Origin of the sequence: Micromonospora halotolerans, assembly GCF_032108445.1 — a bacterium.
GTDB classification, from domain to species: domain Bacteria; phylum Actinomycetota; class Actinomycetes; order Mycobacteriales; family Micromonosporaceae; genus Micromonospora; species Micromonospora halotolerans.
The window spans coordinates 5,781,345-5,795,635 of the sequence record NZ_CP134876.1 but is presented as its reverse complement, the minus strand read 5'-3'; the positions used below and the strand labels follow the sequence as shown (position 1 = coordinate 5,795,635).

The window sequence follows — 14,291 nt, the reverse complement described above, 5'->3', positions numbered from 1 at the left end:
TGCCCTGCACCGGGAGGGAGTGGCATGTACGGACGTGAGCTGCGCGGCCTGCTACCTCCGTTTCTCCTTCTCCTGATCCTCGAGCGGCCCGGCCACGGCTACGACCTGATCGACCGGCTCAGCGCGATGGGGATGCCCGATGTGGAGCCCGGCCAGGTCTACCGGGTGCTGCGCGGCCTGGAACGCGATCGCTCGCTGATCTCCGTGTGGGAGACCGCCGGGGCGGGGCCGGCACGCCGGCGCTACGAGCTCACCGCCGAGGGGCGCCAGGCCCTCCGGTCGTGGACGGTCCGACTGGCCCAGCTCGACCAGGTCATCGGCGCCTGCCTGCGACGCACGGCAGGTGCCTTCGCTGGGACGCGGGTCGGCCCGGCCGACCGGTACGCCCGGTCCGGACGCTGAACGGAGAATCATGCAGTCACCCGTGATGCCGACAGTTCACCGCGCCTTCGCCCGCCGAGTGGCACCCGCCGAGGCGCTCGCCGGCGACGCGGCGCGGATCGCACGGGCCTGTCACGAGATGGCCGTACGCTTCCATCGCGGCGGCAAGTTGATCGTCTTCGGCAACGGGGGCCCGGCAACAGATGCCCAGCACGTCGTGGTGGAGTTCGTCCACCCGGTCATCGTCGGCAAGCGGGCGCTGCCGGCCATTTCGCTGACGAACGACGCCGCGAGCCTCACCGGGATCGCCCGGGCGGAGGGCTTTGACGAGGTGTTCGCTGCTCAGCTGCGCCTGCTCGCCGCGCCGGAGGACATCGCGCTCGGACTGTCCGTCGACGGCCGGTGCGCCAATGTCCGGCACGGGCTGACGGTGGCCCGCGACCTCGGTCTGCTCACGGTCGGGCTCCTCGGCGCCGACGGCGGCGACATCGCTCGGGACGCGGTCGCCGACCATGTCGTCGTCGCCCGTACCGACGACCCGTGCATCGTGAAGGAGGTGCACGTGACGATCTATCACATTCTGTGGGAGTTGGTGCACGTGTTCTTCGAACAGCCCGGCCTGCTGAAGCCGGAGGCGGTCCGGTGACCTCGCAGCCGGTGCCGGCAACGTCGACCCCACCCGAGTGCCACGACGACGTGTGCATCACGTGTTCCGACATGGCGGTCGCCGTCCGGGTACGCGAATTGACGACCGAAGGACTGGCGGTGGTGGACACGGACGCCGGACCGGAGGAGGTCAGCGTGGCCCTGGTCGACTCGGGACCTGGCGACGTCGTACTGGTACACGCCAAGGAGGCCATCGCGGTCGTGGAGAAGCACTCATGAGCGCCCAGGTCGAGGGCGCCATCGGGGCGCTCTATCCGTTCCTCGACACCAAGCCCACCGACCTGGACGCGGTGCTCGCCGCGGTGGCGAGGTCCACCGCGGAGAAGGCGGCGGAGATCGTCGCCCTCCGCGAGTCCCTGGTCGCCCGGCACGGGCAGCGGTTGCTCGACTGCGCCCGCCAATGCGCTGCGGCCTTTCAGGCCGGCGGCACGCTGTACACCTTCGGCAACGGCGGAAGCAGCACGGACGCCCAGGACATCGCGCAGTTGTTCCTTCACCCGCCGGCGGACGCCCGCCCGTTGCCGGCCATCTCGCTCACCCACGACGTCGCGCTGATCACGGCGCTCTCCAACGACGTCGGATTCGAGGTGGTCTTCGCCCGGCAGTTGGCGGCGTTCGGCCGGACCGGGGACGTCGTGGTGGGGCTGTCCACGAGCGGAGGATCGAACAACGTCCTGCGTGCGTTCGAGGAGGCGGCCCGGCGCGGCATGATGACCATCGGGATCGCCGGATACGACGGCGGCCGGATGGCGGAATCCGAGGCCGTCGACCACCTCTTCGTGGTGCCGTCGGCATCGGTGCACCGGGTCCAGGAGGCGCAGACGACGGTCTACCACGTGCTCTGGGAACTCACCCAGCAGGCGTTGGCCGACTCACTCTGACCGGTTGCCGTGGATCTGACAAGCGCGCGGCGGATGCACGTCCGGGTCGAGGGCATCGTGCAGGGGGTCGGGTTCCGGCCGTTCGTGCATGCGCTGGCCACCGAGTACGAGCTGGCCGGGTTCGTCGGCAACGACAGCGCGGGCGTCTTCGTCGAGGTCGAAGGGGACGGAGACCGGCTGACCGCCTTCGTAGCCGACCTCAGCCGGCGGGCACCGACACTCGCCCAGGTCGAACGGCTCACCACCGACGCGGTGCCGCCGACCGGTCAGCCCGGCTTCGCCATCGTCACCAGCGTCACCGGCAGGGGTCGGGACGCGTTGATCTCCCCGGACACCGCCACCTGCCCCGACTGCCTGGCGGAGCTGGCCGATCCGACGGACCGGCGCCACGGCTACCCGTTCACGAACTGCACCAACTGCGGGCCGCGGTTCACCATCGTCGAGGACGTGCCGTACGACCGGTGCACCACCACGATGGCGGAGTTTCCGATGTGCGCCGCCTGTGCCGACGAGTACGCAGACCCTGGAGACCGCCGCTTCCACGCTGAGCCGGTGTGCTGCCCCGCGTGCGGTCCGGCCCTCCGGCTCCTCGACGCCGACGGCGACCCGCTTCCCGACGATCCCCTGGGCGCCGCCGTACGGTGGCTGCGCGACGGCCGGATCGTCGCGGTCAAGGGCCTCGGCGGCTACCACCTGGCTACCCGGGCCGACCACGACCGGGCCGTCTCGACGCTGCGCGCCCGCAAGCACCGCGAGGAGAAACCCTTCGCCCTGATGGCCGGCGACCTGCCGGCGGCGCGCACCCTGGTTCACGTGGCGCCGGCAGCCGAACGGGTGCTCACCGGCGCACGCCGTCCCGTGGTGCTGCTGCCCCGCCGCGCCGACGCCCCGGTCGCCGCGTCGGTGGCACCGGGCAACCGCGACCTGGGCGTGATGCTGCCGTACACCCCGTTGCACCATCTGCTGGTCGGTCGACTCGGCATGCCGATCGTGCTGACCAGCGGCAATGTATCGGATGAACCGATTGCCCACCGCGACGACGACGCCCGCCGGCGACTGGCGCGGATCGCCGACGGATTCCTGACGCACGAGCGGCGGATCCACGTCCGGACCGACGACTCGGTGGTCCGCGTGTTCCGGGGCCGTGAGCTGCCGGTACGGCGCTCCCGTGGATACGTGCCCGCGCCAGTCACCCTCCCGTGGCGGTTTGACCGCCCGGTACTCGCGTGCGGCGCGGAGTTGAAGAACACGTTCTGCCTGGCGAAGGGCCGACGTGCGTTCGTGTCGCACCACATCGGCGACCTGGAAAACTTCGAGACGTTGCGGGCGTTCACCGACGGGATAGAGCACTTCACCCGGCTCTTCGACGTCCGACCGGAGGTCGTGGCCCACGACCTGCATCCCGAATACCTGTCCAGCAAGTACGCGCTGGAGCGCGAGGACGTCGAGTTGCTCGGCGTCCAGCACCACCACGCCCACATCGCGTCCTGCCTGGCCGACAACGGCGACCCCGGCCCGGTGATCGGCGTCGCCTTCGACGGTCTCGGATACGGTCCGGACGGCACCTTCTGGGGAGGCGAGCTGCTCGCCGCCGACCTGACCGGGTTCGAGCGGATCGGCCACCTGGGCGCGGTGCCGATGCCGGGCGGGGTCGCGGCGGTACACGAGCCGTGGCGGATGGCGGCGGCCTACCTCGACGAGGTCTACGGCGACGCGGTGCCCGATCTGGCGGTGGTGCGGCGGCACGGGCGGCACTGGTCCGCGGTGGTGGGGCTGGCGCGGACCGGAACGAACTCGCCGCGTACGTCCAGCGCAGGCCGGTTGTTCGACGCCGTCTCGGCGATCCTCGGCCTGCACGACCGGGTCACGTACGAGGGGCAGGCCGCGATCGCTCTGGAGCAGCGGGCCGATCCCGACGAGCGGGGCGGCTACCGGGTCGAGGCGACCGGTCCGGTCCCGCTCCAGGACGTCGGGCGCGAGCTGGTTCGCTGCGTGGTCGACGACCTGCGCGCCAAGGTGGATCCCGGCCTGATCGCCGCGCGGTTCCATCACGGTTTGGCGGATGCCGTGGTACGGGCGGCCGGCGCCGTCCGGGAAAGCAGGGGCCTGACCACGGTCGCGCTCTCCGGCGGGGTCTTCCAGAACGTGCTGCTGCTCGACCGGGTGGTGTGCGGGCTGGAGCAGGACGGCTTCCGGGTGCTCGTGCACTCGCGGGTGCCGCCCAACGACGGCGGGATCTCCCTCGGCCAGGCCGTGGTGGCCGCGGCCCGGGGCGTCCCCGCGGACTGACCGGGAACCAGCGTCAGCAGATGCGGGGGAGTGGATCCCCGACCAGCATGTCGACCACCCGTGTACCGCCGAACGCCGTCCTGAGCAGCACCATCCCGGGCGGGTCGGCCGCGACGCGGCCGATGACCGCCGCACCGTCGCCGAGCGGGTGGCCGCGCAGCGCCGCCAGGGCTTCCTCCGCCTGCGCGCCGTCCACGACGGCCACAAGGCGTCCTTCGCAGGCCACGTAGAGCGGGTCGATGCCGAGCAGTTCGCAGGCGCCGGTCACGGCGGGACGTACGGGTACCGAGGCCTCGTCGACCACGACGGCGAGCTGGGTCGCCTGCGCCACCTCGTTGAGGATCGTCGCCACCCCGCCCCGGGTGGCGTCGCGCAGCAGCCGTACCCCGGGAGCCGCGTCCAGCAGGGTGTCCACCAGCCCGTGCAGGGCCGCGGTGTCCGAGGCGAGGTCGGCGGCGATGTCCAGCTCGCCCCGGGCGAGCATGATCGTGACACCGTGGTCGCCGATCGGCCCGGAGACGACGATCGCGTCACCGGGGCGGATGTGTCGGCTGCCCAGGCTCACCGGCCGCTCCAGCACGCCGACCCCCGCCGTGTTGATGTAGCAGCCGTCGGCCTTGCCCCGCTGCACCACCTTCGTGTCGCCGGTGACCACCTGCACTCCGGCGCGCTCCGCCGCGGCGGCCATCGAGGTGGCGATCCGGCGCAGGTCGGCGACGGGGAAGCCCTCCTCCAGGATGAACCCGGCCGACAGGTACTGCGGACGGGCCCCGCTGACCGCCAGGTCGTTGACGGTGCCGTTGACGGCGAGATCGCCGATGTCCCCGCCCGGAAAGAACAGCGGCGACACCACGTACGAGTCGGTAGTGAAGGCCAGCCGGCTGCTGCCCACGGTGAGCACCGCACCGTCGTCGAGCTCCTCCAGCGTCGGGTTGCGGAACGCCTCGACGAAGAGCCCCTCGATCAGGCTGTGCGTCGCCTTCCCGCCCGCGCCGTGCGCGAGGGTGATCCGGCTCTCCCTGATCTTCGGCGAGCGCCGGCGGGCCCGTTCGATGCGCTGCAGCACCTGCTGCTCCGGCGACAGTCGCCCCGACTCGCGTTCGGCCGCCGCCCCGGCCTCGGCCACCGCGCGCTCGGACCATCCGGCGGTACGTTCCGTCGTCATACGCGTGTCGCCTCCGCGAGCCGCTGTCGGGTGAAGCGGCCGAAGTTGTAGTAGGCCGCGCAGGCGCCCTCCGAGGACACCATGCACGTGCCGATGGGCGTCTCGGGCGTGCACGCGGTGCCGAAAACCTTGCACTCCCAGGGCTTGAGCACTCCCTTGAGCACCTCGCCGCACTGGCAGGCCTTCGGGTCCGCTACCCGCACCCCGGGCACGTCGAACAGCCGCTCAGCGTCGTACGCCGCGTACTCCTCCCGCATCCGCAGCGCCGAGTGCGAGATGAAACCGAGGCCGCGCCACTCGAAGTACGGGCGCAACTGCATGACCCGGCCGATCGCCTCCAGCGCCCGCAGATTGCCGTCCCAGGGCACCACCCGGGTGTACTGGTTCTCCACCTCGCAGCGCCCGTCGGCGAGCTGCTTGAGCAGCAGGTAGACCGACTGCAGCAGGTCCAGCGGTTCGAACCCCGCGCACACCAGCGGCTTGCCGTAGTCACGGGCGATGAACTCGTACGGCCGGCAGCCGATCACGGTGGAGACGTGCCCCGGCCCGAGGAAACCGTCGAGGCGCAGGTCCGGTGAGTCGAGGATCGCCTTGATCGCCGGAAGGATCGTGACGTGGTTGCAGAAGACCGAGAAGTTGTCGATGCCCTCGGCGGCCGCCCGCAACACGGTCATGGCGGTCGACGGCGAGGTGGTCTCGAACCCGATCGCCATGAAGACCACCTTGCGGTCCGGGTTGGTCCGCGCGATCTTCAGAGCGTCCAGCGGCGAGTACACCATCCGGATGTCCGCACCGGCCGCCTTGGCATCCAGGAACGACCCGCTGCCACCCGGGACGCGCATCATGTCGCCGAACGCCGTCATGATGACGCCCGGCTCATTGGCGATGGCGATGGCGTCGTCCACCCGGCCCATCGGGATGACGCAGACCGGGCAGCCCGGCCCGTGCACCAGCGCGACGCTCTCCGGCAGGTAGTCCTCGATCCCGTGCTTGTAGATGGTGTGCGTGTGGCCGCCGCAGACCTCCATGAACTTGTACTGCCGTCCGGGCTCGCACAACGCGGCGATCTCGGTGGCCAACGCCTGGGCCTTGTCCGCGTCGCGGTACTCGTCGACGAAACGCATCTGGTCTTTCCTAACTGATGTCGGATTCGGCGAGCGCCTGCAGCTCGTCGGTGTACGGCTGGCCGAGACCGTTCAACATGGCCAACGTCGCGGCCGCCTCGGCCTCGTCGATCTTCGACATGGCGAAGCCGACATGGACGAGCACCCAGTCACCGATACCGATCTGGTCCGGACCGAGCAGGCCGATGTTGATCGCCCGCCGAACGCCCACGACGTCGACGATGGCCAGGTCGTCGTGGCCGGCCTTGATCTCGACGATCTCGCCTGGGATCCCAAGACACATCGACCTACTCGTCCTCTCCGGTCACATTTTTTCGATCTTGATATAGCGTCGCAGCGCGGGAAGTTCCTTCCAGAACATCCCGACGACGGCCGCGCCGGCCAGCAGCACCAACAGCTTCCGCACAGCTCATCTCCTTCGGGTCTACGTGGGCCGGCTCAGCCCGGCGGCAGGTTCGGCATGATCGGCAGGATCGGGTCGTGCTTCTTGGGTCGGATGCCGGTGGAGCGACGGGCGTCCACCGTCCCGTCCTCGTGATGACCTGACTGCTTCCTCCGCCGCGAGTTCCCCTCCTCCACACCCTTGGTGTGCGCCGGCGCGTCGAGTTCGACGTCGGGATCGCCCACCCGGATCTCGCCCATGCCTGCCTCCTTTGTCAGTCGTGGCCTGACGGCCGACCATGTCGTCGACCGAGTTCGTCGAAGAACCGGGAAATCTCCCGCCACACGGCGCTTCCCCCCGACATGCCCGTCCAGTGGCGGCGGATGAGCGCGACGAGCCGGAAACAGTCGTCGACCGGCAACACCCACTGCTGGCCGCCGTCGCGCCGGTTGCCCGTCCATGCCAGGAAAGCCTCGACCCGCGGCACCAGCTCGGCCAGCTCAGGTGATCGCGCCTCCACGGCCCGCCAGGCGCCGGCATCGACCTCCGACTCCGTCGTGCCGAGCGGGCTCGGATAGTGCCCGAGCACCCGGCCGTCGCGCTGCTTGACGAAGAACACCAGACCGACCGGCACGCCGAGTTCGTCGGCGGACAGGTCCGGCAACCGTCTGCCGCGGGTGGGGACGAGCTGGTACCGGCCGCCGCCGGCCGACTCGCGTTCGAAGAGCAGGGAACACGGCGTGCAGGCGCACATCAGCTCCCCGTCCTGCTCGTCCCACACGTGCCGGTGCTCCGGACCGACCGGCCCGGCGCACATGCCGCAGCGTTCGACGGTCACGCGCTGCCTCGCGCGCCGGATCACCCGCTGCAGGGCACCCGTCGTCACGCTGTGCCACCCAACGCGAGCGGTCCTGCGGCTCGCCCCACTTCACTCGCCGGTGCCCTCTCGGTCCGGTCCGGCCGCTGCCATAGGGCGGCGACCGGAATCAGCGCTGGAGCCGGCGCGGGTGCCGCCACCTCGACCGCGGACAGCTCCGGCGCGAACGTCAACACCTGTTCCCGCACCAGGTCACCCAGCGCCGCTGCGCCACCGCCGCACGAACTCGCCGACAGGCTGATCCGCGCCACCTCGTCCTGGACACCGACCAACGCGATCTCGGCCCCCTGCGCGCGCAGCTGCGGCCGGAGATCGTCGATCGCGCGGGCCACACGCCCTTCCAGCGGATCCGGGTGGATGCGGTGCAACAGCAGCAGGTGCCGCAGCAGCTCGTCGTCGGTGAGCCGGTCGAGCGCGCCGGCGCTGTCGGCGGCGAGATCGGTGACCCGGGCCAGCGCCTCGCCGTACACGTCGGTCAGGATCTCGACCGCTTCCAGCGCCAGCTCGGCGGTGCGGCCGGGGGTCTGCTCGAGCTGGCCGAGCACAGCGTCCAGGCGGGCCAGCCGCGGCTCGACGGCCGCGTCGGCGAGACGCGGGAGGTCCGGCTGCTCACCCATGGGACGCGCCGAACATCGGAGAGTGGATCTTCTTGAGGGTACGACCACCGCCGACGTACATGTGCACCCCGCACGGCAGGCAGGGGTCGAAGCTGCGCACCGCGCGCATGATGTCCACGCCCTTGAATTTGTCCGGGCCGTTCTCCTCGAAGATGGGCATGTTCTGGATGGCGTCCTCGTACGGACCGGGCGTGCCGTAGCTGTCGCGGGGACTGCCGTTCCACGGCGTCGGCGGATACGGGTGGTAGTTGGCGATCTTGCGGTCCCGGATCACGAGGTGGTGCGACAGGGTGCCCCGGACGGCCTCGTGGAAGCCGCAACCGATGGCCTCGTCCGGCACGTCGAACTCGGCGAACACCCGCATGTCGCCGCCGCGCACCCGCTCCATCGCCTGCTCAAGGAAGTACAGCGACATGGCCGCGGCGTACGCGATGAAGTAGGCCCGCGACCGGTCCCGCTCCAGCGCGTTCGACCAGCGCGGGATCTTCCACTCCAACGTCGTTTCGGGCAGCCGCTGGCTCTTCGGCAGCGTGATCAGCACACTCGTTCCGGTCGACTTGACGTATGGGGTGTCGACCATCTTGGCCAGCGCGGTGGTGTACAGCCGGGCGAAGCAGCCGCCGCCGGTGTCCAGCGCGAGGTGATCTCCGGTGCTCTTGTCGAACCAACGGGGGCTCATCACCCAGCTGTACTTGTCCCCGAAGTCGCGCTTGCCGGGATCGGGGAGGGTGGTCTGGTTCCAGGGATGGCGGATGTCGACCGGGTTGCCGAGGGGGTCGTGGCTGACGAAGGGATCCTCCTCGCCGACCCAGTCCTTGTAGTACGAGCTGCCGAGCAGGATCCGGATGCCGAGGTTGATGTCGACCAGGTCGGTGGTGAGCAGCTTGCCGTCGACGACGATTCCTGGCGTGACGTGCATCGCCCGCCCCCAGTTCGTCATGGTCTCGTACCGGTAATCGACGACGTCGGGGTTCTGGAACGCGCCCCAGCAACCGAGCAGGACCCGCCGGCGGCCGACCTCCTCGTAGCCGGGTAGCGCCTCGTACCAGAAATCGAAGATGTCGTCGTTCATGGCGACGGCCTTCTTGACGAAGTCCAGGATGCTGATCAACCGGCTCAGGTAGTCGGTGAACAGCGACGGCTGGGGCATGGTGCCGACGCCACCGGGATAGACCGTCGACGGGTGCACGTGCCGGCCCTCCATGAGGCAGAACATCTCCCGGGTCGTCCGGCTGACCTTCAGCGCCTCCTTGTAGACCTCGCCCTCGAACGGGTTGTAGGCCCGCATGATGTCGGCGATCGTGCGGTAGCCGTGGATGTCCCGGCCCGGGGCGGCGGTCTTCTCGGCGCGGGCCAGCACGCTCGGGTTGGTCTGTTTGACCATCGCCTCGCAGAAGTCGACGAAGACGAGATTGTCCTGGAAGAGGGTGTGGTCGAACATGTACTCGGCGGCCTCGCCAAGATTGATGATCCACTCAGCCAGGGGCGGAGTCTTGATGCCGTACGCCATGTTCTGCGCGTAGACCGAGCAGGTCGTGTGGTTGTCGCCGCAGATGCCGCAGATCCGGCTGGTGATGAAGCCGGCGTCGCGCGGATCCTTTCCCTTCATGAACACCGAGTAGCCGCGGAACAGCGAGGACGTGGTGTGGCACTCCGCGACCACCCGGTTCGCGAAGTCGATCTTCGTGTAGACGCCGAGGTTGCCGATGATCCGGGTGATCGGATCCCACGCCATCTCCACCAGCTCGCCGGGCTGCTGGCCGGCCGGCTTCGGCTTCGTCGCGGTCACGGTTTGTTCCTCTCGATTGCCGCCTGTCGACGGGGATCCGCCGGACCGTACGGGCGCCACCGGGGGTTGTAGCCGCTGGTGAGCTCGGGGCCGTTGTGGTGCCACTTCGGTTCCCGGTTGGCGGTGCCGTTGGTGATGCCGCGCAGGCGGCGGATCATCGCGCCGTACGGCTTGATCAGCAGCGTGGACAGGCTGCCCCCGGGCGGCATGTCCATGAACGGCATGAACTTGTCGGGGAACCCCGGCATGGTGCAGCCGATGCAGATGCCACCGACGTTGGGGCAGCCACCCACGCCGCCCATCCAGCCGCGCTTCGGGACGTTGCAGTTGATGACCGGCCCCCAGCAGCCGATCTTCACCTGACACTTGGGCGAGTTGTAGTCCTTGGCGAAGTCGGCCTGCTCGTAATAGGCGGCCCGGTCGCAGCCCTCGTGCACGGTCTTGCCGAACAGCCACTGTGGCCGCAGCATGTGGTCCAGCGGCGGGGGCGGCGCCGAGCCGGCGGCGTGGTAGAGCACCCAGGTCAGCGTCTCCATGAAGTTCTCCGGCTGGATCGGGCAGCCGGGCACATTGACGATCGGCAAGCCGCCCTGGGACCGGAAGTCCCATCCGAGATAGTCGGCCAGGCCCATGCACCCCGTCGGATTGCCGGCCATGGCATGGATACCGCCGTACGTCGCGCATGTGCCGGCGGCGACGACCGCCCAGGCCTTGGGCGCCAACTGGTCGATCCACCAGTTGAGGGTCAACGGCTCACCGGTGTTCTCGTCATTGCCGAACGACGTCCAGTACCCGTCGCCGTTGATGTTCTCGTTCGGGACCGACCCCTCGATGACGAGGATGAACGGCTCGGCCATCTCCCCGCGGGCTGCCCGGCGGTACGGCGCCAGGAACTCCTCGCCGCCGGCCGCCGGCGACAACACCTTGTTGTGCAGGTTGACCTTCGGCAGACCGGGAATGAGCCCGAGAACGATGTCCTCGATCGCCGGTTGACCGGAGGCCGTCATGGAGACGGAATCTCCGTCACAACTCATGCCCTCGGAGATCCAGAGGATGGTGACCTCGTCGAACCCGTGCTCCTGCGGGATCACCGCGCCGGTGTCGCGCATGTTCTGAGTCATGTGCGTGGCCTCCCTTGCATCCGATCCCGCAGCCGGTCGTAGATGGCCGCCAGCGGCGCCGCGAGGGCCAGCGCCGGGGGCTTGTCCGGCGCGTGCGGGTGCGGGCGCGTCGGGGCCCGCTGCTTGCCCTGGTCGATCTCCTGGCCCAGCTCGCGGAGGGCCTGCTCGTCGGCCCGGGCGCACAACAGCGGCATGAGCTCGTTCTCGTCGTCCTGCACATGCCGAGCGACGGCGGAAGCCAGCCGCTGCATCAGCTGGTCCTGCGCGCGATCGCCGGTCCGGCAGCGGTCCAGTTCAACGAGCAACTCCTTGACGGGCCGATGCCCGGCGAGGTGCCTGTCGACCTGCCCGTCCGCCAACACCTTTGCGGCGAACGGATAGAAGAGAATCTCCTCGAGCGCGGCGTGCTTCGACAGCTCGCGGACGAGGACCTCCACGACGCCGCGGCGCTGCGCGTCCGATTCCGCCGCCCGGTAGTCCCGAAAGAGCTGTTCCACCACGCGGTGGTCGTGCCGCAGCAACTCGGTGGCGTCCATCAGACCGCTCCCAACGTGCGGCTGTCCACCGTGATGGACTCCAGTACGACGTCGTCGTTGCCGCTGACCTCGATATCGACGCCACCGCACCGCGGACAGGCCACCATCGCCAGGTGGTCGCGAATCGGTTCGCTCCCGCCGCACTCGTGGCACTGCACGGTCATCGGCTCCAGTACCAGGTCGACCGCGGAGTCCGCGACGACCGTGCCGGCCGCGGCCACCTGGATGCCCTGCGTGACGACATCGGGGTCGATGGCGTGGCCGCCGATCCGCACCCGCAGGCCGGTGACCCTCCGCCCGGCGGCCCGGCGTACCGCCGCCGCCACGATCGCCTCGGACAGGCCGGTCTCATGCATCGGCGCCCACCCCCTCTCGGCTGCCGCTCGCTGCGGGCTCTCCTGCCGCTTGACCAGCGGGGAGTTGCGTGGCTTCCTCCTGTGCGACCCCGACCACCATCCGGACCGCCTCGTCGATCGCGGCCGCCACCGGAGCTGACAGCCCCATGCACTCGTCCAGGACGGCGGGCTGGCAACCCACCACCAACACCCGGTCGACCGTGCCGCCCAGGCTGCGCAGCAGCCGCAGCACCGACTCCGGGTCCATGCCGTGGGCGTCGGCGGCCGGCGCCTCCAGCACGTCGGCCGGGCGCAGTGTCCAGCCCGGGTCGTCGAGGTCCACCTGGATGACGGCCAACGTCCCGGGTGGCTCGTCCAGCGGCAACGCGTCCACCAGGACCAGCACGTCGTGGCGGCCGTCCAGCAGATCGTAGGCCAGATGCATTCCGCGGATGCCGTAATCGGACACATCCACCCCCGGTGGGAGGACCTCGTCCCGGAGGCGTCGGGCGACCTCGACACCGAACGCGTCATCGCCGAGGAAGATGTTGCCGATGCCGGCGACCAGGATCCGTCCGCCGTCGGGGCCGCTCACGGCGCTGCCACCTCTCCGGACAACGGCTCCACCTCTTCCGGCCGGAAGTGGCGCAGCCGGCCGTACCACTGGTGCAACTCCGCGCCCGGGTCGTCGTCCACCGTCACCGCCAGGAACCGCGTGCCGTCCACGTCGAGCAGCACCTGCTCCACCCGGGCGGTCCGGCCCTCCAGGAACATGTCGTGCGCGTCCGTGCCGCGCCGCCGCGGCCGTAACCGGACCCGGCTACCCCGCGCCAGCACGGTGCTCCCGACCACGACCGTTTCGGTGTCCGGCGCGCCCCCCGCGTCGGTGTCGGGCGCCCACCACGACGGTTCCGGATCGGTGGCGGCGTCGCCGCCCCGGCGTACGGGCTCCAAGGCCCGAATCGCCCCGTGCAGCCGTTCGAGCATCTCGGGCGGCATCGCGTCGACCCGGTCGAGGATCGCGGCGGCACGGGGGTCGGTGGCTCGGGCCTCCCGTTTCTCGGCGTCGGACAGTGTGAGCGTACGCAGCGAGAGGATCTCGTCGATCTCGGTCGCGTCGTGCAGGTCGCCGGGGCTTTCCGGCGCGATCCGTGGGTGGTCGTAGAGGATGATGGGTGACGAGAGCAGCACGTCGGCCGTGTCGGGCTCGCCGGCGAGGACCGGAAACGTGTGCACGTTGCGGCACCCCCGTGCGGCGTGCGCCGCCCACTCCGGCGGGTCGAGCAGGGACAGGAAGCGCCCCCGGCTGACGGCGGCCAGCGTGTGGGCCGCGAGCAGGCAGCAGCGCAGCGCCTCGTCCCGCGGGCTGTCCGGCGCGGTCGTCCGGTCCGTGTTCTCAACCCGGATCTCTAGCCGCAGCAGGCGGAACGGCGCCTCACACGGGACGGCGGTGGCGGTGACCGAGGCGGACAACGGCCATCGCCGGCGAACCACCCGCCCGACCGGCTCGCCGCGGCCGTCGACCAGCGCCTCGACGTCCTCCCCGCCCGGCACCCGGACGTCGAGGTGGCGGCCGTGCCGCAGGTCGCCGACCGACGCCTCGATGTCGAACTCCCGCGGCACCGCCTCGTCGAAGCTGAGCTCCGTGCGGCCGCCGACCTCGATCCGGTCGACCGGCCGGTACCCGCCGTCGGCCGCCCGCCTCTCGGCCACCTTGCGTTGCAGGTGCAGGAACCGCAACCGGATCCGGACGCACGCGGTGTCCGACGCCTCCAGCAGGCACGTGGTCTGCTGCCACGGCGATTCCGCCGAGCCCGCCACGCCGCTGTCGACCAGGCCGTGCGCCGCTGCCCAGGCAGGGGGCACCAGGACCCCGAACTGCCAGCGGACTCGGTTCTTGCCCGACGATCGTCGATAGGGGTAGAGCAGGTAGCCCTCGTACAGGATGGCGTCCGCGACCGCCTCGGCGCCGTCGAGACGGGGGCTGGGGCGATCGGTCCGCACGGTGGTCGACCCCCTTCAGGGCACGCAGGAAACCGCTCCGGCAAGCGATCACCCCGGTCTACCCCGTCCCGTCGCGCGACCGTAAGTGCGCGCCGCCGGTAGGTGACGAACGCACTCACCGGAC

Annotated in this window: 17 protein-coding genes; 4 read left to right on the top strand and 13 right to left on the bottom strand. The window is 70.3% G+C overall.

From position 1 onward, the window contains the following. Nucleotides 1-24: 24 nt before the first annotated feature. The 4 genes from RMN56_RS27380 to hypF all read left to right on the top strand — a co-directional run bounded on the left by RMN56_RS27380 (nucleotide 25) and on the right by hypF (nucleotide 4,217). Nucleotides 25-402 carry a helix-turn-helix transcriptional regulator gene (locus tag RMN56_RS27380; RefSeq protein ID WP_313720531.1) on the top strand — a complete coding sequence of 126 codons (378 nt, stop codon included), beginning with the start codon at nucleotides 25-27 and terminating at the stop codon, nucleotides 400-402. A gap of 10 nt (nucleotides 403-412) precedes the next feature. Next, nucleotides 413-1,027: a D-sedoheptulose-7-phosphate isomerase gene (locus RMN56_RS27375; RefSeq protein ID WP_313720530.1), complete on the top strand. Its 615-nt coding sequence runs from the start codon at nucleotides 413-415 to the stop codon at nucleotides 1,025-1,027. A 235-nt stretch (nucleotides 1,028-1,262) separates the two neighbouring features. Then, nucleotides 1,263-1,928 carry a D-sedoheptulose-7-phosphate isomerase gene (locus RMN56_RS27370; protein ID WP_313720528.1) on the top strand — a complete coding sequence of 222 codons (666 nt, stop codon included), beginning with the start codon at nucleotides 1,263-1,265 and terminating at the stop codon, nucleotides 1,926-1,928. 9 nt (nucleotides 1,929-1,937) lie between these two features. Next, nucleotides 1,938-4,217, top strand: a complete 2,280-nt coding sequence (hypF, locus tag RMN56_RS27365) for a carbamoyltransferase HypF (protein WP_313720527.1) — start codon at nucleotides 1,938-1,940, stop codon at nucleotides 4,215-4,217. A 13-nt stretch (nucleotides 4,218-4,230) separates the two neighbouring features. On the opposite strand, the gene hypE is transcribed toward hypF, so the two are convergent. Genes hypE through RMN56_RS27305 form a run of 13 tightly spaced genes read right to left on the bottom strand, consistent with a single transcriptional unit; the run spans nucleotide 4,231 to nucleotide 14,167 of the window. Further along, nucleotides 4,231-5,382 carry a hydrogenase expression/formation protein HypE gene (gene hypE, locus RMN56_RS27360; RefSeq protein ID WP_313720526.1) on the bottom strand — a complete coding sequence of 384 codons (1,152 nt, stop codon included), beginning with the start codon at nucleotides 5,380-5,382 and terminating at the stop codon, nucleotides 4,231-4,233. Further along, nucleotides 5,379-6,506 (bottom strand): hydrogenase formation protein HypD, encoded by a 1,128-nt coding sequence (gene hypD / locus RMN56_RS27355; RefSeq protein ID WP_313720525.1) that lies wholly within the window; start codon nucleotides 6,504-6,506, stop codon nucleotides 5,379-5,381. The genes hypE and hypD overlap by 4 nt, the downstream gene beginning before the upstream one ends. 10 nt (nucleotides 6,507-6,516) lie before the next feature. Then, complete coding sequence (locus RMN56_RS27350; protein WP_313720524.1) at nucleotides 6,517-6,789, bottom strand: HypC/HybG/HupF family hydrogenase formation chaperone; 273 nt, start codon at nucleotides 6,787-6,789, stop codon at nucleotides 6,517-6,519. A 21-nt stretch (nucleotides 6,790-6,810) separates the two neighbouring features. Then, the gene (locus tag RMN56_RS32775) at nucleotides 6,811-6,912 is read right to left on the bottom strand and encodes a DUF6893 family small protein (RefSeq protein ID WP_376787238.1); all 102 of its coding nucleotides are present in this window, start codon (nucleotides 6,910-6,912) and stop codon (nucleotides 6,811-6,813) included. A gap of 32 nt (nucleotides 6,913-6,944) precedes the next feature. Beyond that, complete coding sequence (locus RMN56_RS27345; RefSeq protein ID WP_313720523.1) at nucleotides 6,945-7,148, bottom strand: hypothetical protein; 204 nt, start codon at nucleotides 7,146-7,148, stop codon at nucleotides 6,945-6,947. 14 nt (nucleotides 7,149-7,162) lie between these two features. Next, entirely contained in the window at nucleotides 7,163-7,774 is a 612-nt protein-coding gene (locus RMN56_RS27340; RefSeq protein WP_313720522.1) for a DUF5947 family protein, read from the bottom strand. Beyond that, on the bottom strand, nucleotides 7,771-8,382 hold the full coding sequence (locus RMN56_RS27335; protein ID WP_313720521.1) for a NifU-related iron-sulfur-binding protein: 612 nt from the start codon (nucleotides 8,380-8,382) through the stop codon (nucleotides 7,771-7,773). The genes RMN56_RS27340 and RMN56_RS27335 overlap by 4 nt, the downstream gene beginning before the upstream one ends. After that, nucleotides 8,375-10,171 (bottom strand): nickel-dependent hydrogenase large subunit, encoded by a 1,797-nt coding sequence (locus RMN56_RS27330; protein ID WP_313720520.1) that lies wholly within the window; start codon nucleotides 10,169-10,171, stop codon nucleotides 8,375-8,377. Before RMN56_RS27330 ends, RMN56_RS27335 begins: the two co-directional genes overlap by 8 nt. Further along, nucleotides 10,168-11,292, bottom strand: a complete 1,125-nt coding sequence (locus RMN56_RS27325; protein ID WP_313720519.1) for an NADH-quinone oxidoreductase subunit B family protein — start codon at nucleotides 11,290-11,292, stop codon at nucleotides 10,168-10,170. Before RMN56_RS27325 ends, RMN56_RS27330 begins: the two co-directional genes overlap by 4 nt. Further along, nucleotides 11,289-11,828, bottom strand: a complete 540-nt coding sequence (locus RMN56_RS27320; protein WP_313720518.1) for a hemerythrin domain-containing protein — start codon at nucleotides 11,826-11,828, stop codon at nucleotides 11,289-11,291. Before RMN56_RS27320 ends, RMN56_RS27325 begins: the two co-directional genes overlap by 4 nt. Further along, nucleotides 11,828-12,184 (bottom strand): hydrogenase maturation nickel metallochaperone HypA, encoded by a 357-nt coding sequence (locus tag RMN56_RS27315; RefSeq protein ID WP_313720517.1) that lies wholly within the window; start codon nucleotides 12,182-12,184, stop codon nucleotides 11,828-11,830. Before RMN56_RS27315 ends, RMN56_RS27320 begins: the two co-directional genes overlap by 1 nt. Continuing rightward, nucleotides 12,177-12,758 carry a hydrogenase maturation protease gene (locus tag RMN56_RS27310; RefSeq protein WP_313720516.1) on the bottom strand — a complete coding sequence of 194 codons (582 nt, stop codon included), beginning with the start codon at nucleotides 12,756-12,758 and terminating at the stop codon, nucleotides 12,177-12,179. The genes RMN56_RS27315 and RMN56_RS27310 overlap by 8 nt, the downstream gene beginning before the upstream one ends. Beyond that, nucleotides 12,755-14,167: a hypothetical protein gene (locus RMN56_RS27305; protein WP_313720515.1), complete on the bottom strand. Its 1,413-nt coding sequence runs from the start codon at nucleotides 14,165-14,167 to the stop codon at nucleotides 12,755-12,757. The genes RMN56_RS27310 and RMN56_RS27305 overlap by 4 nt, the downstream gene beginning before the upstream one ends. Nucleotides 14,168-14,291: the final 124 nt, after the last annotated feature.